25 protein-coding genes, 1 tRNA gene and 1 pseudogene are annotated in these 25,907 nt (G+C 44.9%); 17 read left to right on the forward strand and 10 right to left on the reverse strand.

Annotated features, from left to right (window positions below; all coding sequences use genetic code 11):
- The first annotated feature begins 7 nt into the window (after positions 1-7).
- Together MHI51_RS06600 and MHI51_RS06605 are read left to right on the forward strand one after the other, a co-directional pair.
- Positions 8-505 carry a hypothetical protein gene (locus MHI51_RS06600; RefSeq protein WP_076125480.1) on the forward strand — a complete coding sequence of 166 codons (498 nt, stop codon included), beginning with the start codon at positions 8-10 and terminating at the stop codon, positions 503-505.
- A gap of 17 nt (positions 506-522) precedes the next feature.
- Positions 523-1,614, forward strand: a complete 1,092-nt coding sequence (locus MHI51_RS06605; RefSeq protein ID WP_076218521.1) for a DUF4097 family beta strand repeat-containing protein — start codon at positions 523-525, stop codon at positions 1,612-1,614.
- A gap of 76 nt (positions 1,615-1,690) precedes the next feature.
- Here the strand turns inward: MHI51_RS06605 and MHI51_RS06610 are convergent, their stop codons facing one another.
- Positions 1,691-2,671, reverse strand: coding sequence for an aldo/keto reductase (locus MHI51_RS06610; protein WP_076218520.1), 981 nt, complete (start codon positions 2,669-2,671; stop codon positions 1,691-1,693).
- Positions 2,672-2,897: 226 nt separating this feature from the next.
- On the opposite strand from MHI51_RS06610, the gene leuB reads away from it, so the two are divergent.
- The 5 genes from leuB (at position 2,898) to MHI51_RS06635 (ending at position 8,442) form a co-directional block, all read left to right on the forward strand.
- Positions 2,898-3,980, forward strand: coding sequence for a 3-isopropylmalate dehydrogenase (gene leuB, locus MHI51_RS06615; protein ID WP_036680106.1), 1,083 nt, complete (start codon positions 2,898-2,900; stop codon positions 3,978-3,980).
- A 181-nt stretch (positions 3,981-4,161) separates the two neighbouring features.
- Positions 4,162-4,701: a peroxiredoxin gene (locus MHI51_RS06620; protein WP_076278011.1), complete on the forward strand. Its 540-nt coding sequence runs from the start codon at positions 4,162-4,164 to the stop codon at positions 4,699-4,701.
- Positions 4,702-4,926: 225 nt separating this feature from the next.
- On the forward strand, positions 4,927-5,334 hold the full coding sequence (locus MHI51_RS06625) for a hypothetical protein (protein WP_036680100.1): 408 nt from the start codon (positions 4,927-4,929) through the stop codon (positions 5,332-5,334).
- A gap of 391 nt (positions 5,335-5,725) precedes the next feature.
- The gene (locus MHI51_RS06630; protein WP_076218519.1) at positions 5,726-6,829 is read left to right on the forward strand and encodes an ATP-binding protein; all 1,104 of its coding nucleotides are present in this window, start codon (positions 5,726-5,728) and stop codon (positions 6,827-6,829) included.
- A 107-nt stretch (positions 6,830-6,936) separates the two neighbouring features.
- Positions 6,937-8,442, forward strand: a complete 1,506-nt coding sequence (locus MHI51_RS06635) for a leucyl aminopeptidase (RefSeq protein ID WP_143761989.1) — start codon at positions 6,937-6,939, stop codon at positions 8,440-8,442.
- Positions 8,443-8,540: 98 nt separating this feature from the next.
- On the opposite strand, the gene MHI51_RS06640 is transcribed toward MHI51_RS06635, so the two are convergent.
- From MHI51_RS06640 to MHI51_RS06655, 4 genes are all read right to left on the reverse strand, one after another.
- Positions 8,541-8,687, reverse strand: coding sequence for a hypothetical protein (locus tag MHI51_RS06640; protein ID WP_172628785.1), 147 nt, complete (start codon positions 8,685-8,687; stop codon positions 8,541-8,543).
- A 103-nt stretch (positions 8,688-8,790) separates the two neighbouring features.
- The gene (locus MHI51_RS06645) at positions 8,791-8,970 is read right to left on the reverse strand and encodes a FeoB-associated Cys-rich membrane protein (protein WP_405173699.1); all 180 of its coding nucleotides are present in this window, start codon (positions 8,968-8,970) and stop codon (positions 8,791-8,793) included.
- A gap of 44 nt (positions 8,971-9,014) precedes the next feature.
- Entirely contained in the window at positions 9,015-11,027 is a 2,013-nt protein-coding gene (gene feoB / locus MHI51_RS06650; RefSeq protein WP_405173700.1) for a ferrous iron transport protein B, read from the reverse strand.
- On the reverse strand, positions 11,024-11,266 hold the full coding sequence (locus tag MHI51_RS06655) for a FeoA family protein (RefSeq protein WP_036680093.1): 243 nt from the start codon (positions 11,264-11,266) through the stop codon (positions 11,024-11,026). The genes feoB and MHI51_RS06655 overlap by 4 nt, the downstream gene beginning before the upstream one ends.
- Before the next feature lie 238 nt (positions 11,267-11,504).
- Between MHI51_RS06655 and MHI51_RS06660 the strand changes: the two genes are divergently transcribed.
- The 4 genes and pseudogenes from MHI51_RS06660 to MHI51_RS06675 all read left to right on the forward strand — a co-directional run.
- Complete coding sequence (locus MHI51_RS06660) at positions 11,505-12,464, forward strand: aldolase catalytic domain-containing protein (RefSeq protein WP_170914180.1); 960 nt, start codon at positions 11,505-11,507, stop codon at positions 12,462-12,464.
- A 244-nt stretch (positions 12,465-12,708) separates the two neighbouring features.
- A complete protein-coding gene (locus tag MHI51_RS06665; RefSeq protein ID WP_076192986.1) occupies positions 12,709-14,835 on the forward strand; it encodes a bifunctional diguanylate cyclase/phosphodiesterase in 2,127 nt (708 codons plus the stop codon).
- 64 nt (positions 14,836-14,899) lie between these two features.
- Positions 14,900-14,973 (forward strand) — tRNA-Gly (locus MHI51_RS06670).
- A gap of 147 nt (positions 14,974-15,120) precedes the next feature.
- Positions 15,121-15,384, forward strand: a pseudogene (locus tag MHI51_RS06675) (cation diffusion facilitator family transporter); the annotation flags it as partial.
- Positions 15,385-15,700: 316 nt separating this feature from the next.
- Here the strand turns inward: MHI51_RS06675 and MHI51_RS06680 are convergent.
- Positions 15,701-17,056, reverse strand: coding sequence for a dipeptidase (locus MHI51_RS06680; protein WP_405173701.1), 1,356 nt, complete (start codon positions 17,054-17,056; stop codon positions 15,701-15,703).
- Between the two features lie 158 nt (positions 17,057-17,214).
- On the reverse strand, positions 17,215-17,898 hold the full coding sequence (locus MHI51_RS06685) for an SDR family oxidoreductase (protein WP_076276670.1): 684 nt from the start codon (positions 17,896-17,898) through the stop codon (positions 17,215-17,217).
- 115 nt (positions 17,899-18,013) lie between these two features.
- Between MHI51_RS06685 and MHI51_RS06690 the strand changes: the two genes are divergently transcribed.
- From MHI51_RS06690 to MHI51_RS06705, 4 genes are all read left to right on the forward strand, one after another.
- Positions 18,014-18,409 carry a helix-turn-helix domain-containing protein gene (locus MHI51_RS06690; protein ID WP_244886429.1) on the forward strand — a complete coding sequence of 132 codons (396 nt, stop codon included), beginning with the start codon at positions 18,014-18,016 and terminating at the stop codon, positions 18,407-18,409.
- A 42-nt stretch (positions 18,410-18,451) separates the two neighbouring features.
- The gene (locus tag MHI51_RS06695; protein ID WP_076218514.1) at positions 18,452-19,405 is read left to right on the forward strand and encodes an RsmD family RNA methyltransferase; all 954 of its coding nucleotides are present in this window, start codon (positions 18,452-18,454) and stop codon (positions 19,403-19,405) included.
- 33 nt (positions 19,406-19,438) lie between these two features.
- Entirely contained in the window at positions 19,439-20,056 is a 618-nt protein-coding gene (locus MHI51_RS06700; RefSeq protein WP_076218513.1) for an NUDIX hydrolase, read from the forward strand.
- Positions 20,057-20,258: 202 nt separating this feature from the next.
- Positions 20,259-20,411: a hypothetical protein gene (locus MHI51_RS06705; protein WP_155288093.1), complete on the forward strand. Its 153-nt coding sequence runs from the start codon at positions 20,259-20,261 to the stop codon at positions 20,409-20,411.
- A gap of 101 nt (positions 20,412-20,512) precedes the next feature.
- On the opposite strand, the gene MHI51_RS06710 is transcribed toward MHI51_RS06705, so the two are convergent.
- The 3 genes from MHI51_RS06710 to MHI51_RS06720 form a co-directional block, all read right to left on the reverse strand.
- Positions 20,513-20,980 carry an ASCH domain-containing protein gene (locus MHI51_RS06710; RefSeq protein ID WP_405173702.1) on the reverse strand — a complete coding sequence of 156 codons (468 nt, stop codon included), beginning with the start codon at positions 20,978-20,980 and terminating at the stop codon, positions 20,513-20,515.
- Between the two features lie 24 nt (positions 20,981-21,004).
- The gene (locus MHI51_RS06715) at positions 21,005-22,966 is read right to left on the reverse strand and encodes an ABC-F family ATP-binding cassette domain-containing protein (protein ID WP_405173703.1); all 1,962 of its coding nucleotides are present in this window, start codon (positions 22,964-22,966) and stop codon (positions 21,005-21,007) included.
- 120 nt (positions 22,967-23,086) lie between these two features.
- Positions 23,087-23,254, reverse strand: coding sequence for a hypothetical protein (locus MHI51_RS06720; protein ID WP_162636617.1), 168 nt, complete (start codon positions 23,252-23,254; stop codon positions 23,087-23,089).
- 178 nt (positions 23,255-23,432) lie between these two features.
- Here MHI51_RS06720 and MHI51_RS06725 point away from each other — a divergent pair, with 178 nt between their 5' ends.
- Both MHI51_RS06725 and ggt read left to right on the forward strand, forming a co-directional pair.
- Positions 23,433-23,810, forward strand: coding sequence for a PH domain-containing protein (locus MHI51_RS06725; RefSeq protein ID WP_036680049.1), 378 nt, complete (start codon positions 23,433-23,435; stop codon positions 23,808-23,810).
- 517 nt (positions 23,811-24,327) lie between these two features.
- Positions 24,328-25,905, forward strand: coding sequence for a gamma-glutamyltransferase (ggt, locus tag MHI51_RS06730; RefSeq protein WP_076276667.1), 1,578 nt, complete (start codon positions 24,328-24,330; stop codon positions 25,903-25,905).
- Positions 25,906-25,907: the final 2 nt, after the last annotated feature.

A 25,907-nucleotide genomic window follows, 5' to 3' on the forward strand; every position in this document is an offset into this window, starting at 1 on the left:
ATGTATTATGATTAAGAAGAGACGTTGGCTCACTTTTATGCTGGCTATGATACCTGGAGTAGGTCATTTGTACTTAGGCTTTAAAAAGCAGGGTTTACAGTTTATGATCGGGGCCTCCTTATGTATAATGTTTATTCCGTCCGAGCCCTTGATCTTCCCGTTTGCCCTGGCGGCGCTGTGGTTTTATCAGTTGTTTGATGCCCTGCAGAAGGCGGCTTGGATGAAAATAACTGCTGCTGAACACGAACGAATGATGTTTCATCCAGACAGCTTCGGAGCCCCTTGGACCATGGGTATGTCCTCTATGCCTGGATATCCACATGAAGAGATCAATCCAGCTTGGGTGGGAATCGGCTGTGTTGTTGCTGGGTTCCTTATGTTGGTAATCACAGCTTTCCCTACCCTTTGGGATATGCTGACTGAGATCAACATCGGCACGATCTTATTATCAGTGGGTCTGATTGCGTACGGACTGAAGATGTTAAGGAACAATACGAGAGCATAAGAAACGGGGATTTAACTATGGGGAGATGGAAAATAGGAAGTTTCACAGCAGCCTTGGGCTGCATTGCCCTTGGTGTCATTATCGTGATGGCTCAGTATGATATGATCAGCTATGAGGTGCTTGGTTTTTTATGGCCGGCGTTGTTGGTCTTATTCGGAATTGAGATGTTGATTAGACTTTTTATCAAATCCGATGTCAAAAGCCGTGTAAGCGGCTGGGCCATCCTGTTAATTATTGTACTGATCGGAGCAAGTGCTGCTCAGACAGTAATGGCTGGAGGTTCACTCAGCAATCTGATCGGTAATACACATCTAACTCCGCTTAGTGGGAATGTGGAAGTGAAAGAGAATATTACGACGCTCAAAATCGTACTTCCAAGTGGAAAAGTAAAGGTTGAGGGTGTAGCTGGAGGCTCTTTGGATTATGAGGGGAGTTTACTGCTGCCTGGAAAATCGCAAAGTGATGCTGAAAGTGCACTGGAAAAGAAATGGAAGGTTAGTACTGAAGGAGATACACTGATTATGGAGCTTGATACCGATCATAATTGGTTCTCTAACATTCAGTTTGGATTCAATACCAAAAGTCCTTATTTAAATATAAGTGCACCCAATAACCTTGCTGTTGAGGTTGAGACAAGTGATGGCTCTATAGAAGCCTGGAATCTTAAGTCAGGTATAGAGGTTGAGACAAGTAATGGTGCATTAAATATTCATGATATTGTCGGCGAAGTGGATGCGCATACCAGCAATGGGTCACTATCCGTACAGAATATCCAAGGTGAAGTTGAACTTGTGAGCTCTAATGGAGCCATAGTATTGGATAACATTGATGGGGCGTTGTCAGCCAAGAGCAGCAACGGCAAAATTACTATAAACTCAGCAGTGACCGGAAACTGGAAATGTACATCCAGTAACGGAAAGATTATAGTGGGCTTGCCGGCCGTGTCGGATGCGAAAATTATTGCAGATACAAGCAATGGCTCGCTGAAGGGGAATGTACCCTGGGATCGGGACGGCGATAGCTATGGTACCGCTGTGCTTGGGAAAGCCACGTATACTGTGGATTTAAGCACGAGTAATGGAAGTGTGACCGTGGACACAGCTGAATAAGTATGAGTAAAAGGGAGCTGAGGCTTCAGCGAATGGATTCTGCTGAGGCCTCAGCTCCTTTTGTGATAGAACTTACCTACCAAGCATAGGCTTTAGGGGCTTCACCGCCGGGTCCAGGGAATATTTCATCTAGTCGTTTAAGCACAGCTTCATCTAGTACAATCTCAAGACTGCGCAGCGCACTCTCAAATTGCTCCAGTGTGCGGGGGCCGATAATAGGAGCTGTTACAGCAGGATTAGCCAGTAGCCAAGCAAGAGCGACATTATCCTGTGGTTCTCCCAGCTCCATACATAAGCTGGCAAAAGCCTCAAGCTGGCTCTTGTGCTGCTCTACACGATCTGCATTTCCGCCACTTCGGCTGCCCTCTATTTTTTTGAGTGCATTTCTTCCGAGCAGACCTCCATCGAGTGGACTCCAAGGAATAATACCTAGCCCCAGATGGCGAGCGGCTGGCAAAACTTCAAGTTCAGGAAGCCGACAGGTCAGACTGTATTTATGCTGCTCTGAGACTAGTCCAAGAAAACCACGAGCCTTTGCTTCTTGTTGTGCTATGGCGATATCCCAGCCTGCGAAGTTACTGGAACCGACATAACCAATCTTGCCTTGACTCACAGCCAGCTCGAAAGCCCCCCAGAGCTCTTCCCAGGACGTACTGCGGTCTATATGATGCATCTGGTACAATTCAATATGATCGGTCTGAAGACGCTGCAGGGACCCTTCAAGATGGCGGCGAATGATATATGAGGATAATCCTTCTTCATCATTAGGACCATCAAGCTTATCATTCATGGCTCCATAAACTTTGGTGGCTAGTACGACCTTTTCCCGCCGCCCGCCGCCTTGTTTAAACCAGCGTCCGATAATGGTTTCAGTCAGGCCAGAATTTTCGCCCCAGCCGTAAATGTTAGCGGTATCAAAAAAATTAACACCTGCATCCAGTGCAGCGTCCATGATGCGGAAGGCTTCTTTTTCATCCGTCTGTGGGCCAAAATTCATCGTTCCTAGACATAGGCGACTGACCTTCATGCCGGATTTGCCAAGCTTTGTATAATGCACTTCGCATTCACTCCTTTGATAGATGACTTCATAGTAATTGTAAACATCTTCAGAACTAAGAGCAAATATGCTCAGCATTTACGGTGGTGGTCTGATTCTCACTGTTTATAGGCTATACCTATCAGCTCAATAGAATCTATATCTTTGTCCTTTACGACTGGGTATGATACAACAATATAAAGAAGAACTATGTCTGTTAGAGCAGAAAACTTGAGGAGTGACTGAGATGAGTGAAGTTAAAAAAATCGCCGTTATCGCAGGGGACGGTATTGGACCAGAAGTTGTAGCAGAAGCGGAAAAAGTATTGAAAGTAACAGAAGAAGTATTCGGTTATGCCTTTGAAACAGAGCATGCATTATTTGGCGGTATCGCTATAGACGAGAAGGGCACTCCGCTGCCGGAAGATACACTTGAAATCTGTCGTAGCGCAGATGCTGTGTTATTGGGTGCTGTTGGTGGACCGAAATGGGATAATAATCCAAAGGAACTTCGTCCTGAAACCGGACTGCTCGGAATTCGCAAAGCACTGGGGTTGTTCTCAAACCTGCGTCCAGCTGTCGTATTTGACTGTCTTAAGGATGCTTCGACTTTGAAGCCTGAAGTCCTGGAAGGCACAGATCTTATGGTAGTTCGCGAACTGACTGGCGGGATTTATTTCGGAGATAAATTGCGCCGTCAAGGAGAACATGGTGAAGAAGCTGTGGACACCTGTGTGTATAACGTAATGGAAGTAGAACGAATTGTCCGCCAAGCTTTTGAAATTGCCGGCAAGCGCCGCAATAAACTGGCGAGTGTTGATAAAGCGAATGTACTTGAAACTTCACGTTTGTGGCGTGAGGTTGTGAATAAGATCGCTCCAGAATATCCGGAGGTAGAGGTAGAGCATGTACTGGTTGATAACTGCGCAATGCAGCTGCTGCGCCGTCCATCTAGCTTTGACGTTATCGTTACTGAGAACATGTTTGGTGATATCCTGAGCGACGAGGCTGCTATGCTGACAGGTTCTATCGGTATGCTTGCTTCGGCTTCGATGGGTGACGGCAACTATGGTCTCTACGAGCCCGTTCACGGCTCTGCTCCTGATATTGCCGGACAAGGGCTTGCGAACCCGATCGCAACAATCTTGTCGCTGGCCCTTATGTTCCGCTTAACCTTTGGTTATGAGGATGCTGCTGCTGCAATCGAAGCTGCAGTTGCTGCTGTATTGGATGCAGGACACCGTACAAGTGATATCGCCGTGGATAAGAGCAAAGCGATCAGTACAACTGAAATGGGCGACCTGATTGTTGCAGCAATCCGCAAAGCTTAATTATTAGTTTATAATGATTACAAATAAATAATTCATCTAATCTTGACTTTGATTTTGTGCGATGATACCATTTGTTTAGTAGACAAGATATTATCGATTTCTGCAAATTTCAATATATTTCAGTATATTGAGAGATACAAATGGTACTTTTTCTTACATAATCAGAGGGAGGATTCTAGCAATGGCGGAACGTTTAGTAGGTAGACCGGCTCCCGATTTTACTATGGAAACCGTATCAGGTGATGGTAAGGATTTTGGTAAAGTAAGCTTGTCTGATTATCGTGGCAAATGGCTTATATTCTTCTTCTATCCGCTTGATTTCACATTTGTATGTCCAACTGAAATCACAGCTCTGAGTGACGCAGCAGCACAGTTTGAAGCACTTGATACAGCGATTCTCGGCGCAAGCATCGATTCGATCCACAGCCACAAAGCTTGGATCAATACCCCTAAGGATTCCAATGGCCTGGGTCGTTTGAATTTCCCGCTTGCAGCTGATATTACGAAACAAGTCTCTAAAGACTATGGCATTCTGATTGAAGAAGAAGGTATCGCATTGCGTGGCTTGTTCATTATCGATCCTGAAGGCGAATTGAAATATCAAGTCGTTAACCACAATGATGTAGGCCGCAGCGTGGAAGAAACTCTTCGTGTTCTGCAAGCCTTGCAATCTGGTGGCTTATGCCCAATGAACTGGAAGCCGGGCGATAAGAATCTGTAAATTCTCGACCGTTATCATAGTGATCTTTGATATTCTGATTTCTACCTCCTTGCAGAAAATTTTCTGTAAGGGGGTTTTTTGCTCCAAAAGATCTTGTATATCTAAATAGATTTGAAAATAGGCGCGAAAAGTTATATTATGTCCTCGAGTGGAGGAATCTCCATTGGGGTAATGTAATACAATAATAAACAATCAAAGGGTTATTTCTAAGGAGGGCGAACAAATATGAGCTTTTGCTGTGGAGCGAGTATGGTAGGAACAAAGGGGACCCTAAAACATTATCGCACGCAAGTCCATAATGTTCCCCTGCTTTTTTGTCCGGTATGTCATCGTGTGGAGGTTCACTACAAGGTCGAGAATGAATATGAGATCTTAGCGGAATATGCACATGGAGATGGTGTTACCGACGTGGACTTTCAGGACTATGTCATGGAAGACGAAACTGCAATATTCGAGAACGTCATTAACGTCGAGAGTGAAGATCCTCTAGCCGTTGTACGCAATCAAATCGATATGGCGCTTGACCTGCTAGCTGTAGCCAAACAGATTGAGGATACCAAGTGGGAACGGGAATTGAAAAAAAGGTTAGCTGTGATGAGTCAGCGCCGTCTACGCCTGCAACAAAAGGCATAAGTTTATTACTAATTTTTTGGGCATGCCCCATTTTTCCATGTAAGCCTCCGCAATCGCGGGGGCTTTTTAGCTTTTTATAATCCTTTTTAGCTTTTCGTGATCCTTTTTAGATTGTTTTAAATCATTTAGGCGAATAAATAGCAATAAATATAATTTGATGTGATGTTTCATATGTCTTTGGAATCATTTTATGAATTTTTTTACCATTCGACAGTTTCTCCGATTGCGTTGTCTAGTTCTCTTGGATATGATTGGAATATAATTGAACCGGTTGGAAAAAGTGCAACGATTACCGAATGTTCTGGCGGCTTCGTCATACACTCAAATACATAGTAATTTGATGTCGCTTAAGCGTCTTCGTCAAATGCAGTAAAAGGGGGAACTTCGTATCGTGATTAGCCAATATCAAGAAAGTCTTCTATTACCGGGAAGAACCTATCAAACTGGACCTGTGGATACTACATACGAGGATGTTCTAGAGAATATTGACAGCGGAATCATGCTTTTTGATGAAGAGGGAGTTATAAGTTTTGTAAATAAGCAAATGTACGGGATGCTTGAGCTTACCCGTCACTCTCTTGTGGGCTGCACATTTTCCCATCTGCTGTCTAATATTCGACTGAGCCGTTCCAAGAAAAAACAAGTACTGCAGAGCTACAGAGAGATGGTATACAAAGGAAAATCAAATTATGAGTTTCTAGACGAGTATGGCCGTTACTGGAAGGTTACTTTATGCTGCGGAGAGCAAATGAAAGGCTGTTATTTGTTCACTGTCAAGGAAATCTCGGATTATAAGTTAATCGAACAAACGGCTTACCAGAACGATAGCTTGGCTATGCTAGGCAAATTATCCGCATCTATTGCCCATGAAATCCGGAATCCGTTGACCGCGATCCGGGGATTTATTCAACTGCTTCATCCATACTTGCATCAACTGGGGAAAGAGGAATATGCCAAGATTATATTGGCCGAGATCGATCGTGCGAACGATATTATTCATGAATTTCTGTCCTCCTCTAAGCCGTCAGTTCCGCAGGTGGGGATGATACCCGTGTCCGCATTGCTTAAGGAGGTTGTTCTCCTTACAGAGAGCGAAGCTTTAATGAAAGGCTGCCAGATCAATCTTCATCCTCTTCAAGAGGACATGGTGATTTCTGGCGATGTCAAACAGATGAAGCAAGTCGTGCTTAATATGATTAGAAACGCAATGGAGGCTGTAGCGGATCGAGAAGATGATTCGATGGGGAAAATCGAAGTTGGTGCCCGCAGAGAAGGCTCTGAGGTCCGTATGTTCATATCTGACAACGGTAAAGGAATGGATATTCGTACACTGGACAGGTTATTTAATCCTTTCTTTACTACCAAAGAGAATGGTACAGGATTGGGTCTTTCCGTAAGTGACCGCATCATCAAAAATCATGGCGGATGCATTTCTGTTAGCAGCAGAGTCAACGAGGGTACTCATTTTGTGATCTCTTTGCCATTAATCCATTAGAATAAGTAATAAGAGGCTGATCCCTGCGGATAATACAGATGCGGAGATCAGCCTTTGCTTATGTTACAATGGGTGTTGGTTTTGGGAAACAAATGGAGGGAATCACAATGAATATAGATTACAACAGTGGTGTTGCCAACAATGTGCAGGGTGATGCCCTTATCCTTATTATTTCTGAGTCTGAGGTTGAAAATGGAGGCTTTTCCGAGGGCTGGGATGACAGAATTCGCCTATTGGGAAAGGCAGGTTTATTTAAAGGCAAGCTTAATCAGACTTATGTACTACCTGCTGAGAATTCATCTGGTTGTCCTGTTGTTATTTTGGTTGGCAGGGGGGACCAACTTCTCACGACTGAGGATCTAAGGCAAATGGGGGCTCAGACAGCCCGTGCAGCACTTCGTTTGAAGGCGCTCAAGCTGATATTTGAAGTGCCGGACAAATTACAGGAGCTTACCGTAGAGAAGGATGTGACTTCTATTGCTTATGCGCTGACGGAGGGGCTAATGCTTGGTTCCTATCGTCGGGCTACCTATAAGCAGGTGCAGTCTTTTTATACAGGCCCAACAGCAGTTGTTTTCACTATAAAAGAGAAATTAGAGGGTACTGCCGGGCGGGGTTGGACTCAAGGCATTCAGAAGGGGCTAGCTTTCGGTGAGGCCACGAATTTGGCGCGGAGCTTGACCAACATGCCTGGTAATCTATTGACCCCCTCAGACCTTGCTGTGGCCGCTATAGAGGTTGCTGAACGATATGGCTTTCCTTCTGAGGTGCTGGACGAACGGGAAATTGAGAAAAAAGGAATGGGCGGATTGCTCGCCGTCGGAAAAGGAAGTGTAAACCCTCCACGAATGATCGTCATCCGTTATCAGGGGACAGGGAATTGGGATAACGTAGTGGGGCTTGTAGGGAAGGGAGTTACCTTTGACACCGGCGGGATCTCCTTAAAAAGAGCACCAGGTATGGAAGAGCTGATTAGTGATATGGGAGGGGCAGCGGCTGTACTCGGAGTAATGGAGGCGCTTGGCCGCTTACGTCCACGAATGAATGTCGTTATGGTTATTCCATCTGCGGAGAATATGCCATCGGCCAATGCTTTTAAGCCTGGAGATGTTATTACCTCCATGAGCGGACGAACAATAGAAGTGTTGAATACTGACGCTGAAGGCAGAATTGTCCTGGGAGATGCGCTGACTTATGCTCGGGAATGGGGAGCGAAACGTATTATCGATGTAGCTACGCTGACAGGCGCTGTGTTGTCCACTTTGGGAGATATAGCAACAGGTGCTGTGACTAATGATGAAGCGTTTCTGGAGCGATTTCTGGCCGCTTCAAGCTATTCAGGGGAAAAGGTCTGGCAGCTTCCGGCATACCCGGAATTTCGTGAAATGCTAAAGAGCGAGGTTGCCGATATCCGTAACACTGCTGGAAGATATGGTGGAGCTACTACAGGCGGATTATTTGTAGGTGAGTTTGCTGAGGGCTTGCCATGGATTCATCTAGATATTGCTGGCACTGCATATGTATCTAAAGAACGTGGAGTTAATCCTAAGGGAGCAACAGGTGTCATGGTTCGTTCTATCATTCAGTGGCTGCTGAGCGAAAGCGAGATCTAAACATCCGGGGAGCTGTCCGTTCTAAACAACAAGGGGTGTTCCCTAAACCAGACTCTGGTTTAGGGAACACCCCTTTATTGAAATCCAAGAGCAGAAGCTTAAACAGTACCACTGGATTTTTTGGCCTTCGATTGGGAAGTGTAGGATTGAATGCCGTTCATAATTTTATCGCGAGTTCCCTTATTCTTCAGTAAATATACTGCTCCCAATGCGACTGTTGTAAATAATGTCTTTTTGGTATTCATAGGAATTACCTCCTTGGTATTGTCTTTAGTTGCTTATAACAAACATACCCGTTAGTTAAGGAGGCTAAACGATAAATCTCTATTTATTGCTCGTTTTACAAGCTTACTTCTTGTTGTTAACCGGTGTTGAACAACAAGAAAGAGGGGAATCCATCGATGCTGCCGAGCAGCTTTTTCCTTTATCACAGCCTGCACAAGCGCCCTGCTTCCCCTTTTGCACATGTCGATAGATGGTCCAGCCAGAATAACCGAAAATTAAGGCGATAATCACAACATTTATCATAATGGTACCCCACTTTCATCATGAGAATCTTATTATTTACAAGTCTACGACCATCCTAATAACCGTCCGCCTTGAAAAATAATTAAAGATACGATATACGCCAGAACGAGAGAATAGCCCATGGAGAAGAAGGTCCATTTCCAAGATGCTGTTTCTTTTTTGATTACCCCTACAGTAGCCAAACAAGGAATATATAGCAGGATAAAGGCCATAAAGCTGATCGAACTCAATGGTGTGAAGACTTGAGAAATTTGATTTTCTAAACCAGCAGCATCTGGTGCGTGATAGATGATATTCATGGTAGAGACTACTACCTCTTTTGCCAAAAATCCCGGAACCAATGTAGAGCCAGCCTGCCATGTTCCGAAACCAAGCGGTGCCAGTAGCGGTGCGATCATACCTCCAAACTTAGCCAGGAAGCTGTGATCCATGTCCACATCAAACCCGCCAGGACCGGCATAAGACATAAACCAAATAATTGCTGAGCCTGCAAGAATAATAGTTCCAGCTTTTCGCAGGAAACCTTTGCCCTTTTCCCAAGTGCTGCGCGATAAGGTCTTGATCTGCGGCATACGATAAGGTGGAAGCTCGATCATGAAAACTGAGGATTCATTTTTGAATAAATATTTAGAGAATACCTTACAAAGAATCAGTGCAAACACAATACCCATCACATACATGGACAGAACTGCTACGGCCTCTTGCGCCGGAAAAAACACAGCTGCGAATAAAGCGTAAACAGGCAGTCTCGCAGAACAGGACATCAGCGGCATTAGCAAGGTGGTCAGCATTCGGTCTTTGGGCTGTTCGATGCTGCGCGCCGCCATTATGGCAGGTACATTGCAGCCAAAGCCAATGATGAATGGAATAAATGCTTTTCCGTTTAGTCCCATACGTTCCATCGTGCTGTCCATTAATAAGCAAACCCGAGCCATGTATCCTGAATCCTCCAAGAAGGAAATGATCAGGAAGAGAATGAAGATTTGCGGGACAAAGACGAGGACGCCCCCTACACCGCTAATTAATCCATCGACGATCAGGGCATGGGTGAAGCTGGATGCTCCAAGCGTCTGTAGCAGGGAATTGGCTCCATCACTAATCGGTCCGGAGATCAGGCCATCGAGGAGATCTGATAGAGGTCCGCCGACCCAGTCAAATGTGGTCTTAAAGAGAGCATACATAAAGAAGATAAATAAGGGCAGTCCTAGAAAACGATGCGTCAATATGGAATCTAATTTTTCTGTTAAGTTATGAGGCTTCTGCGTTGTTGTATCAAGTGCAACCTCACAAATGGAGTGGATATAATCCATCCGCTGTGAGCGAATCCATTGGGGGAGCGTCAGGGCCAGCTTTTTGATCTGTAGCTCACTCTGACAGGATTCACAGATGTTTAGCAGGCGGGTGGTGTCCATACGTGTCTTTAGAAAATGAAGAATAACCGGATTCTGCTCCATAAGCTGTAGAGCAATCCAGCGGTGATTTGGTAAGTTCTTGGTAGGAAGTAATTCCTTTTCTATAGAAGATATCGCATGCTCTACAATCTCACCGTAGTTTAACTTGAACTTTACAGCGGGAATCGCAGAGGATTTCTCTAAAATACTGAGGACTTGTGCGCAGCCTTTTCCCGTTCTTGCAACAAGCGGGAGGACAGTTATACCCAGTCGTGATTGTAAGACTTCATGATTGATGCGAATTCCACGTGCATTGGCGACGTCAATCATATTCAGTCCGAGTAAGGTAGGCTTGCCATACTCAAGTAATTGAAGCGTGAGCAGCAGATTTCGTTCCAGCTGTGAAGCATCCACGATATTAATTAAGGCTTCAGGAGATTCTTCTATTAAATACTGGGCAGCAACTCCCTCATCACGTGAGAGTGGGTGCAAGGAATAAATGCCCGGCAAATCAATGAGCTTGCCAGCGCCGTTCTTCAGGCTGCCGATCTTCTTTTCTACCGTTACCCCAGACCAGTTACCAACATATTCGTATGAGGAGGTCAATGTATTGAAGAGAGAGGTTTTACCTGTATTGGGGTTACCTACAAGTGCTATTGAACTCAAGACACGTTCACCTCAATCAATGAAGCTTCCTTCCGGCGGATGGCGAACAGTTGTCCATTGCATTCCAAGGTAATAGGTCCTAAAAAAGGTCCTTTTCCTTTTAGGCGAATGCTCACACCCTCGGACACGCCAAGATCAGCCAGACGACGACGCAGGATGGGGTTGATTCCTTCTATTTTATGAATATATCCGGTCGAACCCGGTTGTAGTCGCAGTAATGAGCAAGAGGTAGAAGCCATTTTTATCCCTCCAAAAGAGACTGATAATCAATCTCAATGATTTTCTTGTAATGTAGCATTTTCAGGGCTTATTTACTGTGATCATTGTCGCTGACACGACGTGGTAATAGCATTAAGGAGAAGAAGATGAAATTCCTTTACATTTTATTCTTCATTAAAGTATGATTATACGATATAAATTGCATAGTAAAGCTATATTCGCGGTTATAATGATTGCAATAGTTGAAGGGAGATAATTATGAAGACTAATCAATGTAAGATTGTTGACTGCACCATCCGAGATGGGGGCCTAGTGAACAACTGGGATTTTAGTGTGGAATTTGTACAAAACTTATATGCCGGCTTGAATGAAGCTGGTGTTGATTATATGGAAATCGGTTATAAAAATTCACCAAAATTGCTCAAAGGAGCAGAGGGTGCCGGACCATGGCGTTTTCTGGACGATGATTTCCTGCGTAAAGTGATTCCGCAAAAAGGTCACACCAAGCTATCTGCTTTGGTTGATATCGGCCGCGTGGATGAGAATGATATTTTGCCCCGCAGCGAAAGTATGCTGGATTTGATTCGTGTGGCATGCTACAGCAAAGATGTAGAGAAAGCCTTGCAATTGGTACAAACTTTCCATGATCTAGGCTATGAGACAACGATCAACATTATGGCTTTGTCTAATGTTATGGAGAATGAATTGTTGGAAGCTTTTGAAATGATCCGTGAGAGCGTTGTTGATGTGGTATATATTGTAGATTCATACGGCAGCTTGGATCACAATGACATGAATTATCTGGTTGAGAAGTTCAAGACACATCTGCCAAACAAACGTCTAGGCGTACATACTCACAATAATCTTCAGTTGGCGTTCTCCAACACGTTGATTGCTGCTGAGAATGGTGTAGAGTTACTGGATGCTTCTTGTTATGGAATGGGACGAGCTGCAGGAAATTGCCCTACAGAGCTGTTAGTAACTCATTTGAAGAATACACGTTACTCCTTGCGCCCTGTGCTTGATATTATTGAACGCCTGATGATTCCTTTGCGTGAGAAAGAGGAGTGGGGCTATATCATTCCTTATATGATCACAGGTACACTTGATGAGCATCCACGTTCAGCAATGGCACTTCGTGCATCTGCAGACAAGGATAAATCCGTTGATTTTTTTGATAAGCTTACAACACCAGAAGTAACCTTTGGTGACAAATAAACTTGAGTTTCTTAGAAGCACTGAACCCTTTCGTAGGGGGAAGTGCTTTTTTGGTTGCCTGCTAGCAGAAAATGGTTTATATTTATGCAAGATTTATGAATATATAACTTATAAACGCGCCTTCCTTTTGAATGCCCATAAAAGAAATGTAACTTAAAAGTCCTATCCCACCGATATTTATACATAGGACATAACTATACTTGAATGTTAATTAATAGATATTATTTTCAGACGCGAGGGACTTATGAGACAAGAAGAGAAAAAGACAATTCAAGCAGCTGCTGTAGGCGCCTTGCTGTTCCTTTTAATTCAAATTTTCCATACATCGCTTAACCGATTGGACGATTGGGATATTATTTCTTCTCTCTATCTCATTGTCGGCTGCTGTAATGTTGCTTTTGGATTTGCAATATTTGCACAGGGCTGGTTATTCTTCTCTAGCAGATTATCTAAAGGAAGATTATATGCCGCTGCTCTTTTTGGTGGAATATGTATTATTGATTTCTTGCATACACTGGGTTTTGTCGGCGTCCCGTTGATTTCATCATTCATAACTTTTGAAGAATCGTTGTGGCTGCGAACCCTCTCACGACTAATCAGCGGTTTAGGAATGTTGTTTATTTTTAGCAGGGAAGATAAGCCCGTGTCTGTCTCTGAAAAAAGAAAATTGTTTAGAATAGCCTTCATGTTGATTGTGCTTTCCATTGTTTTGTTTATTTTCAGCCACTCGGCATTGCCTCAGTTATTAACTAAGCCTTGGATGAATCCATTGAAGCAGATTGCTGATTTAGCAGTTCTTTTTGTTTACTTGGCAGGTGTTGCAGTTATTGTATTTCCTGAAAAAAGTGAAAAGTCAGCCTCACTGCTTATTATTATTCGAGCACTTATCTTTTTCTCTTTGGGCCAAGCCTTTTTTATGAGTCCATTCAGTAGTGGCAATATAGATGATCTTTTTGGAATGGTGTGTAGCGGAGTTGCTTACTACTTGCTGCTTACCGGAGTATATCGTCTGACGATTGAAGAACCTTTTTACGAAAAGCAGTTGGCTGAGGAGCGGATCAATTATTTAGCCTATCATGATGATTTAACGGGACTTCCCAATAGACGTCGTCTGACGCAGCGTGTAGAAGAGATGATTATTGCTGGAGAGAAGAAAACGAGCGATAAATTCTCAGCGTTAGCTATTATGAATATTAATCATTTCAAGAATATAAATGACTCCCTGGGCCATTTTGCCGGAGACCATTTATTGAAGCTGGTGTCTGAGCGCCTTGTGAATGAGGCCAAATCTACTGAAGAGCTTTATAGTATGGGGGCTGATGAGTTCGCTTTTCTTATGATGGAGAGAGCAAGTCTTGGAGAATGTTTGGTACGAGCTACGGAGCTGCATCGATTGTTTGAAGTACCTATTGCCTTAGAGTCGGGGGAGTACCATATTTCGCTTAGTATGGGGTTAAGTATTTATCCCGGTGACGGTGAAACTGCGGAACATCTAATTCAGAATGCTGATACGGCTGTACATAATGCCAAGGAACAGGGAGTGGAGATTCGCCGGTATATCCCAGCTATGCAGATGAAAGCAAAGGAACGTCTAAAGCTGGAAAATGACCTCCGCAGAGCGCTTGAACGCAATGAATTCTTTCTGGTGTATCAGCCAAAGGTTTTGTTGGAGACGGAAGAGATCGTAGGAATGGAAGCTCTACTCCGCTGGAATCATCCGAAACGTGGTCTGGTCTCTCCTGCGGAATTTATCCCGTTAGCTGAGGAGAGTGGACTCATTGTTCCGATTGGGGAATGGGTACTCAAAACAGCTTGTCTGCAGAATAAAAAATGGCAGCTGGCCGGCTATGTGCCGATTTGCGTCTCCATCAACCTATCTATGCGGCAATTCCTTCAGCCTAATCTAGCAGGGAGGATTCATACCATCTTAACCGACATTGGATTAGATCCGTGTTATGTCGACCTTGAGATTACTGAGAGTATGACCTTGGATAAAGAAACAGCCTTTGATCAGCTGAAACGTCTGAAAGAGCTTGGTGTCTTCATCAGTATTGATGATTTTGGTACAGGCTACAGCTCCCTGCATTATCTAAAGAACATGCCGATCGACAGATTGAAAATCGACAGGTCGTTCGTATCAGAGGTTATGGAGGACAGCAACAATGCTGCTATAGTCTCTACAATCACTTCTATGGCGCATCATTTGAAGCTGAAGGTTACGGCTGAGGGTGTTGAGAACAAGGAGCAGCTGCAGTTTTTGCGTGAGCAGCATTGTCATGAAGCTCAAGGATTTCTGTTCAGCAAACCTATTCAACCAGCAGAGTTTGAGGCGATATTTTTAAAAAAGGCACCCCTCGGCGCTTCCCTGTAAACTAAAAAAATGTTGATTTTTACTTGTAGAGATGATACAATAACTCTTGTATTCACTTTCTAGTGCGGGTGTAGTTCAATGGTAGAACTTCAGCCTTCCAAGCTGATAGCGTGGGTTCGATTCCCATCACCCGCTCCATAATTCAAACTTCCAAATCCTTGCGATGCAAGGGTTTTTTTATATCCCATCAGCCTATTAATGGTTGGTGGGATTTTTTTGTTTATACTATTTGCCTAATGGAAAAACTTTAATATAGCGTACTTTTAAGAAAAGGTTGTGAAACTTTTGAATGGTGCAAAGATTGCGTTCCTATCTGTACTTAGCAATACATTTATCGTTTCTTTAAAGCTTATGGTCGGAGTACTTACAGGTTCAGTAGCAATTATCTCGGAAGCGATCCACTCCTCCTTAGATTTAGTAGCTTCGTTGATTGCTTTTTTCTCGGTCCGATGGTCGAGTCGCTCTGCGGATAAAGCTCATCCTTATGGTCATGGCAAAGTGGAGAATATCTCAGGGACGATTGAAACGTTGCTTATTTTTGTTGCTGGAGATATTACATGAAGGATAATAATTGTGATTAAGCACAGAGTTTCTCTGCTATTTCAATATTTTGTATTAAGTGATATGGTGATTATATCTCTTTTATATTCATTCTATATGGGGGACGGATAATGATCGCTTATTTAAGACCTTTAATAATAAGTAGCTCAGTTAAAAGCCTGGTTTTTCTTTTATTAATAATGGTGATAGCAATGGTATGGTGGTTTTATAAATGGACTAAGCAATGATGCTCTTTTGTTTGGCCGCATACTAAAAAGCCAGGCTCCCAATTTAGGGACCCTGGCTTTAATTGTTTGTAGCTATCTTATACAGTCTTTAGGAACTCAACAATGGTGAGTAATCCCTTGTCGAAGTTCTCCAGGTTGAAATGCTCATCCGGTGCATGCAGGTTCTCATCATCGAGACCAAAGCCCATCAGAACGACAGGTGCTTCCAGTACACGGGAGAAGCTCTCCATGATCGGAATGGAGCCGCCGTCTTTGGTGAAGAGGGCACGGGTTCCATATACTTTGCCATATGCGTCTGCTGCAGTTTGCAGAATAGGATTCGACGGATCGATGTTAAAGGCACGTGCCTTCTCCATTTGCTTAACATGCACTTTCGCTCCGGTCTGAATATTAGCCTTCAGATGTGCTTCAACGGCATCGAGGATATGCTGTGGATCCTGATCGCCAACTAAGCGGCAGGTAATCTTCGCATGGACTTCTTTAGGGATAACCGTCTTACTGCCTTCCCCTTGGAAACCGCCGTATACGCCGTTAAGCTCTAGCGTAGGACGAGCGCCAATCCGTTCTACAAAGGAATAACCTTCTTCGCCGTATAACGATTCCAATCCAAGACCTTCGCGGATTTTATCTTCATTCACACCTTGCTTCACGAATTCTTCCCGCAGCATTGGGGAAAGTTCAGGAACGCCCTCATAGAATCCGTCTACAGATACACGTCCTTTGTCGTCATGAAGTGAGCTTAGCAAAGATACTAGGGCATGCAGTGCATTCGGAACGCCACCGCCGTAAGAACCGGAGTGCAGGTCTGTCAAAGCGGTAGTTACATCAACTTCAAGGGAAGCTAGTCCACGTAGCCCAGTGCAGATGGCAGGACGACCGCGTTCCAATAGGGATGTATCGGAGACTAACACCGCATCCGCAGCGAGCTTTTCTTTATTGGCTTCAAGGAACGGAGGCAGATTCACACTGCCGATTTCTTCTTCACCTTCGATGCAAAGCTTGAGATTCACAGGAAGAGTACCTTCTTGTTTTAGAATCGCCTCAATGGCTTTGAGGTGAACGAATACTTGTCCTTTGTCATCTGTTGCTCCGCGTGCATAAAGCTTGCCATCACGAATCTCTGGTTCAAATGGAGGTGTGGTCCATAGGTTTAATGGGTCTACTGGTTGTACATCGTAGTGACCATACACGAGAATGGTTGGTTTGCCTGGAGCATGAAGATAATCGGCATATATAACGGGATGTCCCGCTGTCGGATGCAACTCAATGTTCTCAAGTCCGGCTTTTTTCAGGGTGTCTGTCAGCCAATGGGCTGCCTTCAGTACATCGTCCTTATGTTCAGATAAGGCAGAAATACTTGGAATTCTGAGCCATTGTTTTAGTTCTTCGAGATGTTCATCCCGGTGGGTTGAAAAATAAGTTTCGTATGACATAGTGAGTATGTACCTCCTTAAGTTTTGCTGCGCAAAACCGGCTTTGTAAGCGCCTGGGCATAAGCTTATTGGCCATGCGTGACCGTCTTGTTTAGCATTCTATAGGAACCATTATACTGGAGAACTCACTATGGATCAAAAGCGATGGGGCAAACCTCTCACCAGATGATTGTAGCCGGTCTCACACCTTGGGGAAAAGTATCCTCAGCTTTGCTTTTGTCCATATACATCTCATACCAAACATCAGCGATGAGTCCTGGATCTGTAGCGGTGCCGGGTTTAATGAATACACCAAGTGCTAAATGACCTACATAGATTTCTTGTGGAGCCAAATCTGCATGCAGGTTAAGTGCGTAGTTTCTTAATCCGCTAAGCGCAATGCCAACATTACCCATCATCTGCATGGGATAGATGGAGGACAATCCGGTTGTGAACAGCAGTGCGCCGCTGCGTTTCTCCAGCATCTCAGGCAATACCTGTGCTACGCTGCGGATAGCGGCTACAACCAGTGCCTGAAAGGCATCCTGTGCATTTTCTTCGGTTACTTGTGAAGCAGGAGTAGGAGGGTAATTTCCACTTGTCGGGCTGAATTCGAGCACATCGATAAAGCCGTATTTTTTCTTGATATTATCGAAGGCTGTGGCTACTTGTTCTTTATTGTATACGTCGGCAGGAAAAGCAGCAGCCTCGATATTTAGTGCTTGCAGTTCCTGAACAAGGGTGTTCAGCTTCTCTTTATTTCGAGAGATTAATGCCACTTGAAATCCGTTGGCTCCGAATTTTTTGGCGATTGAGAGTCCTAGGCCGGGTCCAGCACCCATGATGGCAATGGTCTTTTTCATGATTTATTAGTTCCTTTCCGGTTGTTGATTACTAACAGTAACCATGATAAGCTGAATAGGCTTGAGGGACAAGAAGGCACTATTAAATGCTTAAGTTACATGGAGGTAACCACAGTTGGAACATTCAAAGGAAGAACCCACCCGGTTCATGCCGATGCTGGAGGATTGCTCCATTACCCGCCAGATTCTGGACAGGGTCGGAGACAAATGGAGTGTGCTGATCATAGTCAATTTAGGTGCTGAAGCTTTGCGGTTCAAAGAGTTGCAAAGGCGCTCTGGAGGGATATCACAACGGATGCTGACCCAGACCCTGCGCCATTTGGAACGGGATGGATTAGTTTGGCGTAAAGCGACGCCTACAGTCCCACTGACTGTGGAATACGGTCTGACGAGCATAGGAGAATCATTGTTGGGACCTTTAACCTCGCTTGTGGACTGGGTCAACAAAAACAATGGGAAGATCGCCAAAGCGCGTATAGATTATGACCACCAGCACGACACACAGGAGTAACAAGACAGCAGAACAATTCACTGGGATAGAGGATGGATTATATTGCATAAGGAAAGTGGAACAAACACATTTATTTATACTTACACCTGTTCAGAGGACGAATTATCGCTGTGTCAGATGGAGCTGCGATGTCTTTTTGGCGAGCAGGTGCCGGCTGCTCTTTTTAAGAGTGAGGTTGAAGTGGATGTCAGCCGCAGTCCCTTCATTAAAGAGCGGATAGATGTAATGTATGAAGGGGATAGTCTGCCTGAGATTTATGATCAAACGGAGCAGGTGGAGCTTGGCGGCAAGACGTTTAAGGTTATTTTTGTGAAGACCAACGATCTGGGCCCTGCAGACAAAATAGAGTATGATGAGCGCAGAGTGATCGAGCGGGAAATTGGGTTGCGGATTGAAGGAGAAGCGGATGTTAACCATCCGGAGCTGGTATACGGCATTGTTACACTGGGTGGACGCTGGTACTTCGGATCTTATCATAAAAACAAGGCAACTTGGTTCCGCCAAATGAAGAAGCCACGCAGCTATTCTATCGCGCTTAGTACACGTGTTGCCCGTGCCGCGGTTAATATGGCTATTCCGAATCCTGAAGGTATACGTGCTATAGATCCTTGCTGTGGTATTGGAACTGTAATGGTAGAAGCCTTGTCAATGGGAATGGATATGGTTGGACGTGATATTAACCCTATGATTGCTACCGGTGCGAGAACAAATATTGCCCATTTTGGATTCACCAGTGAGGTAACGCTTGGGGATATTGCGGATATCACTGATCATTACGATGTAGCCATTGTAGATATGCCATATAATCTATATTCTAGTATTACACCTGAGGAGCAGTTCGCGATTCTAGTGAATGCGCGCCGGATTGCAGATCGGGTGGTTATCGTTGCGATTGAACCGATGGATGAGATGATCACTGAAGCTGGATTTACAATCATAGACCGTTGTGAAGCTAAAAAAGGAGCCTTCTCGCGTCATTTAATGCTTTGCCAGTAATCCTAATCAAGGTACCGAAAAAGGGGTGCAGCAATGGAGCAGAGATGGTTAACGTGGGCCAAAGAAATTCAGGCCATCGCACAGACTGGATTAACTTATGCTAAGGATGTTTATGATATAGAACGGTATCAAGCTTTGCGGGAGCTCAGTGTAGATATCCTCGCTAATTATACCTTCGAAAGCAAGGAGAGAATTAGACTCTCCTTTGCGGGTGAAGGGGGTTATGCTACTCCAAAAGTTGATGTCCGTGGTGTTGTATTCCGGGAGGATAAAATTCTACTTGTTCGCGAGAAGTTGGACGGGAATTGGGCGCTTCCTGGTGGCTGGGGAGACATTGGACTGTCCCCGAGTGAGGTTGTTGTGAAAGAAATCAAAGAGGAATCGGGTTTTGAGGCAGAAGCAGTTCGCTTACTGGCTGTATTAGATAAGAAATTTCATAACCATCCACCGGAGCCTTATCACGTGTATAAGTTCTTTATTTTATGCCGCATTGTGGGCGGAGAGGCAATGGAAGGGGTAGAGACAAGCGAAGTTTCTTTTTTTGCAGAAGATAAGCTGCCTGAGCTCTCAGCAGAGCGGAATACAGAGGCGCAGATTCGGACGATGTTTGAATATTTACGAAATCCGGAAAAAGTAGTAATATTGGACTAAGAATCTGCATATACTGTATGACTTCCGCAAATTTAAGTTTTTAATTATTCAAAATTTGGTTAATATCTAATATGTAAGCACTTACAACGGTTTGGCCGCTGAGCCTTTATATCTACCAAAATTCAAAATTTAAATTTTTTGGGTCGAGCGGTCTACATTTTTTCCTCTACTGTGACGATAAGATATTTTAGGAGGGGATCGCATGGAACAAGAAGAATTGAGCATTCCATTGAAACAGGAAAATGTGGTGCGTCCTGCAGAAGGCAATATTGCCACTGGGCTGGTTTGGGGTATCTTAATCAGCATTCCGTTATGGATCTCTGTTATTGGCTGGATTTTGGGATTTTGGCACTAAACCATAAATTAATGAGGATCTAATTCTGTTGAATTTATAGTATACACAAAAGGCTGTCCCTTCCTTGTGGAAGAGACAGCCTTTTGCGTTTTTTGAAGATCTTAGCCTTTTGTAAATACCACTCTAAAGTTCTCACAAACAACTTTCATCTTTGGATCAAAGGGTTTGTTTAAGAATTTTAAGGATTCTCGGGTGAAGAACTGCTCATGATCATGACGCCATGACTTAAGCGTCCGGTCACCCTCTCCTTCAGTATAGGCAAACTCAGCGCTAACCTCATCAAAAGGTATAATTTGTACCTCTGTAGTAATAATTATTGCCTGCGGATCACCAGAACCATCCAGCACGATACTGTGCCCGCCAACTTGCGGAAACGTCTCGTCACAAGTTTCAAATATATCATAATTTGAAGCAGTTCCTGTCTTGATCCCACGAATCACCAGATCGAGCAGTTTATCGGCCATCTGGGGACTGTCACCAAAGGCCCAGGCGTCATATTTATCCGCTGTTTGTGGATGAAGCTGGGTATATTCTTTCCATAACAACTTAATTTTCTCTTTGTTGCTCATATGCTCATCTCCTTATAGATCAATTTATAGATCAGTTGTCTCCATCCATCCTGTATAGAGCTCATCCAACTGTTCCTGTATCGCATCACGTTCTTGTTGCAATTCAGCAAGTTCAACTGCATCGCTGCTGATCAGGGGCTCTAACATCTTGGCATCGATCACGCCAAGGCGTTTCTCTACCTCTGCAATGGCCGTTTCCCAGTCGAAGGTGGTGTTTTTCCTACGGGAACTGGAGGATTTAGCGTTGGTTTCTTTCCCTGAATTGTTAGATTGAGGCTTATCAGGGCGTGAACTTGTTCGTTCTGCAGAGAAAGGTTTAGCTTGATCCGCAAAAGAGGGAGCTAATAATGCTTTTTCAGCTTGTTTTTCCTTGTAATATTCATAGTTTCCGTTGAACACTCCAAACCGCCCGTCTTCAATGGACCATAGTTTGTGAAATAGACGATTGATGAAATAACGGTCATGAGATACCGCCAGAACTGTGCCTGGAAACTCCTCTAATGCTTCTTCGAGTGCTTCACGAGAATCTATGTCCAGATGATTGGTCGGCTCATCGAGAATCAGCAGGTTTGGCTTGCGATGCATTAGTACAGCGAAACGCAGGCGGGTCCATTCACCACCGGACAGATTCGTAATGTCTTTGAATACATCGGGACCATAGAATAGGAAACGTGCAAGCTGCCCGCGAGCTTCACCTTCTTCAAGTCCAGCTTCTTCGCGGAAGTAGCGGAGTACAGACTGTTTGTTATTTTCCGGAACAGCCTCTTGTGCGAGGTAGCCGACCAAAGTTCTTGAGCCGAGTGTACAGCTTCCGCTGTCCGGGGTTTCCTGCCCTAAAATAATTCTTAAAAGTGTACTTTTACCTGCCCCGTTACCGCCGATGAGTGCCGTAGTCTCTCCGTAGCGAAGCACTTCGTTTGCCTCTGTGAAAAGGCTTCGCTGACCATATGCTTTTCCGATATCCTCCAAAATGACAACCTGATTACCGGAACGGTCATTTTGCTGTAGCTGCAAATCCATCGATTTGCGCTCCAGAATAGGACGTTTAACCTTCACCATACGATCCAGTGCTTTTTGCATGGATGCTGCTCTCCGGTAAAAGGAAGGGTTAGGAGGGGTCCCACGATTGCCAAATTCAATGAGACGTTTGATGCTTTCCTGCATTTGTTTTATTTTTTTCTGCTGCTCTTGATAATCAGCAAATTGTTGAAGAAGTCGTGTTTCCTTCTCCACTTGATAGCCGCTGTAGTTGGTGTGGAAGGTAAAAGCCTCGCCATCCTCAATCTCGATGACTTTCTTGACTACAGCGTCCAGAAAGTAGCGGTCATGGGAGATCGCCAGCACTGTTCCATCATAACTCTGTAAAAATTGCTCCAACCATTCGATGGCATTCATATCGAGATGATTGGTTGGTTCATCCAGTAAAAGGATGTCTGGACGGCGCAGCAGCAGCTCCGCAAGTCCGACTTTTGTTTTTTCTCCTCCTGAAAGAGAGGCGAACAGTCGGCTGTATTGTCCGGTTCCGATCCCGAGACCCGAGGCTACGCGCTGAATAGAGGATTCGATCTCGTACCCTCCGGCGGCCTCGAACTTATCCTGCAAGCTGCCATATTCTTTTAACAGCCGATTCCAGAGGGTTTCATCCGTTCCGCTGTTAAAGCTGGACATTTCCAGCTCAAGCTCCCGCAGGCGGTGCTGCCATTGCAAAGGTTCAGCAAAGCTGCGCTGTAGAACATCATATACGGTTTCTTTTTCGCTAACTTCTTGTATTTGAGCCAACAGGCCTACTACGCTACCTTTGCGTATTGAAATTTGCCCTTCATCGGGACGTTCTTCCCCGTTCAGCAGGTGGAATAGTGTCGTTTTGCCACAACCGTTGCGGCCGATCAGGCCAATTTTTTCCCCTTGGCGGATATCGAAGGTAATGCTATTCAGCACGAGTTGTGCCCCGTGGTATTTTTGAACATTTTGGCATTGGATGATCATATATATTCTCCTTTAAGAATGCCCTTCGCACCACCAGTACCCTAAATGGCTCCGAAATCCTGTAAAAAACCATAAAAAAAGACCGTAGGGAAATTTCCCCACGGCCTTATCATTCTCCGGTTAACTGATCCGTCCGGGTGATGGCAGGAAAGGCATTTCACAATTGTGTAGTGTTATTAAATTCATACAAATGGACAGACTTCTCCCGTTATCGCCATTTACATGAGCAATGCCAGCTATCGCTTTAGGTAGCCGACTCATAACACTGTTGGTCCAATTGTGATCCATTCCTTCCACACCCCTCTCTTAGTAAATTTAATGACAGTGTAATCAAAAATCAAAAAATAAGCAAGTAAAAAGATGTCAGAGAGTATTTTTACACAGCATAGAATATGAAAAATAGAATAATATGGTTCTGTAGTGGGGGGCAAGTGGCTAAATTTAACGGATGAAAAGAGGAAGAGATATGGCACTTTTTGACGGATTAATGGGCAATGCATCGCAAGTGAATCTTACGGAGGTCCAGCGGGAATACGCACAAATTCTTGCCCCTCAGGAGAAAATTGAACGCGCCTATAAGCTGATTAGAGATATGTTCATTTTTACGGACAAGCGGCTTATTTTGGTGGATAAACAAGGTCTGACGGGCAAAAAAACAGAATATCATTCGATCCCTTACAAAAGCATCTCGCATTATTCCGTGGAGACGGCAGGGCATTTTGATCTGGATGCGGAGCTATGTATCTACATTTCCAGCAGCACGCTTCCGGTGAAGAAGACCTTCAATAAATCCGTAAATATTTACGAGGTGCAGGCCGTGTTATCGCAATATATTTTAAAATAAATTGTTTATTCGGTGTTCCAAAGCACAAGCCCCCCCTAAGTAAAAGTGGCTAAGATTACTAAGGTTAGATGCAGTTAGATATATCTGAGATAGGCAGCCACAAGACAAAACCGAGATAGGCAGCTATATAGCGGCAAAAGGTGACTAGACATATTCGAGATAGGTAGCTATATGGCGGCAAAAGGTGACGGAAGTACGCCATGGGTGTATGCGGCTCCCTGTAATTAAAATGATTTTATAATATTCGTAGGCGTGAATCTACAAGGTTAAACAAAGAGGACCTCTTATTTGTGCATAGCTCACAAAAAGAAGAGGTTTATTTTGCGTTTCAGCGTAACCGATTGACAAAGGATTTTCGTGTAATGTTAAATGACACTAATTAAACCAGAAGTTATAGGGGGCTCGCAGAGGAACCTGCCGCAGAATATAGGAGATTGAATATGATGGAGAAACCCGCCGCAAAAAATAAGGAGTTGGGACATGGCGGAGAAACCCGTAAAACATAGGGGGATGGGACATGGCGGAGAAACCCGTAATAGGCACAAAAACTATGGTAGTTAGCCCCCACTATTTAGCTTCTGCTGCTGGTGCACGTATGTTGGAAAAAGGGGGGAATGCCTTTGATGCAGCGGTGGCGATCAGTGCGACATTAGCTGTAGTATATCCGCATATGACGGGGCTAGGCGGAGATTCCTTTTGGTTGACCTATAACACGCAAGAGGCGCGTGTTCGGGCCTATAACGGAAGCGGGCGCTCCGGGTACGGAGTCCGCAGAAGCAGCTATGCCGGGGAAGCTTTCATCCCGCGGCGGGGGATTCGCAGCGCCATTACGGTGCCGGGGATGGCAGACAGTTGGGATGCCATACTGAGTAAGTATGGCCGCTTTACGCTGGCGGAAGTACTGGAGCCTGCCGTTGGTTACGCTTTGGAGGGGTTTCCGCTGTCTCCGGATCAGCGGAATAACACGGCTGTTGCGGGCTCTGCGCTGTCGCCGGAGGCGGCAGCGATTTACACGCCAGGCGGCGTGATTCCTTGTGCTGGATCGCGATTCCAGCAAAAACAGCTGGCGGCCACCCTGCGGACATTGGCGGCGGGTGGGCGGGATGCTTTTTATAAGGGGGAGATTGCGGAGGACATCTGTGACTTTATGCTGGCATCTGGCGGGTATCTGACTCGGGATGACTTTGCGGATCATCAGGGCGAGTGGGGCGAGCCGCTTCATACGGATTATCACGGGCATACAGTGTACCAAGTGCCGCCTAACTCTCAAGGTTTCACAGGACTAATGAGTCTTAATATGTTGGAGTATTTCAATTTTGAAGCAATCGAGCATGGATCGTATGAATATTATCACCTGCTTGTTGAAGCGTTGAAGTTAAGCTTCCGCGATCGGGATAGGGTGCTTACGGATCCGGATTTTAGTGCTATACCTTTGGAGCAGCTGCTGGAAAAACGTTATGCAGGACAATTAGCGTCTGCGATTTCGATGCAAAAAGCTACACAACTGACAAGTCAGCCTATCGGCAGTGATACAGCTTATGCTGCAGTTGTGGATGAAGACGGGAATGCGGTCTCTTTTATTCAGAGTCTGTATTTTGAATTTGGTTCGGGCGTGGTCGCTGGGGATACTGGGATTCTGCTGCAGAATCGAGGTTCGTTTTTTTCGCTGGACCCCGGGCACATCAATACGCTTGAGCCGCATAAGCGCAGCTTCCACACACTGATGCCAGCGATGGCCTGCCGTGAGGGAAAACCTGCAATTCTGTATGGGACGCAAGGTGGCGAAGGTCAACCACAGACTCAAACTCTGCTGCTCACAAGGATGCTGCATTATGGCATGAATCCACAAAAAGCTGTGAATGAGCCGCGTTTTGTGTGGGGGAGAACGTGGGGAGAGCCTACGCAAGAACTGAAGGTGGAGAGCAGGATAGCTGATGAGGTGCTGGCAGATTTGGCCGCAGCCGGTCATACTGTCCGGAAAGTAGATGACTATGATGGGGTTATGGGTCATGCTCACGTGATTTCGATAGATGACAATGGATACCGCAGTGGGGGAACGGACCCGCGCTGCGATGGTGCGGCGATTGGGTGGTAGGT

It is taken from the genome of Paenibacillus sp. FSL H8-0260 (genome assembly GCF_045040625.1).
Classification (GTDB): Bacteria; Bacillota; Bacilli; order Paenibacillales; family Paenibacillaceae; genus Paenibacillus_AQ; species Paenibacillus_AQ odorifer.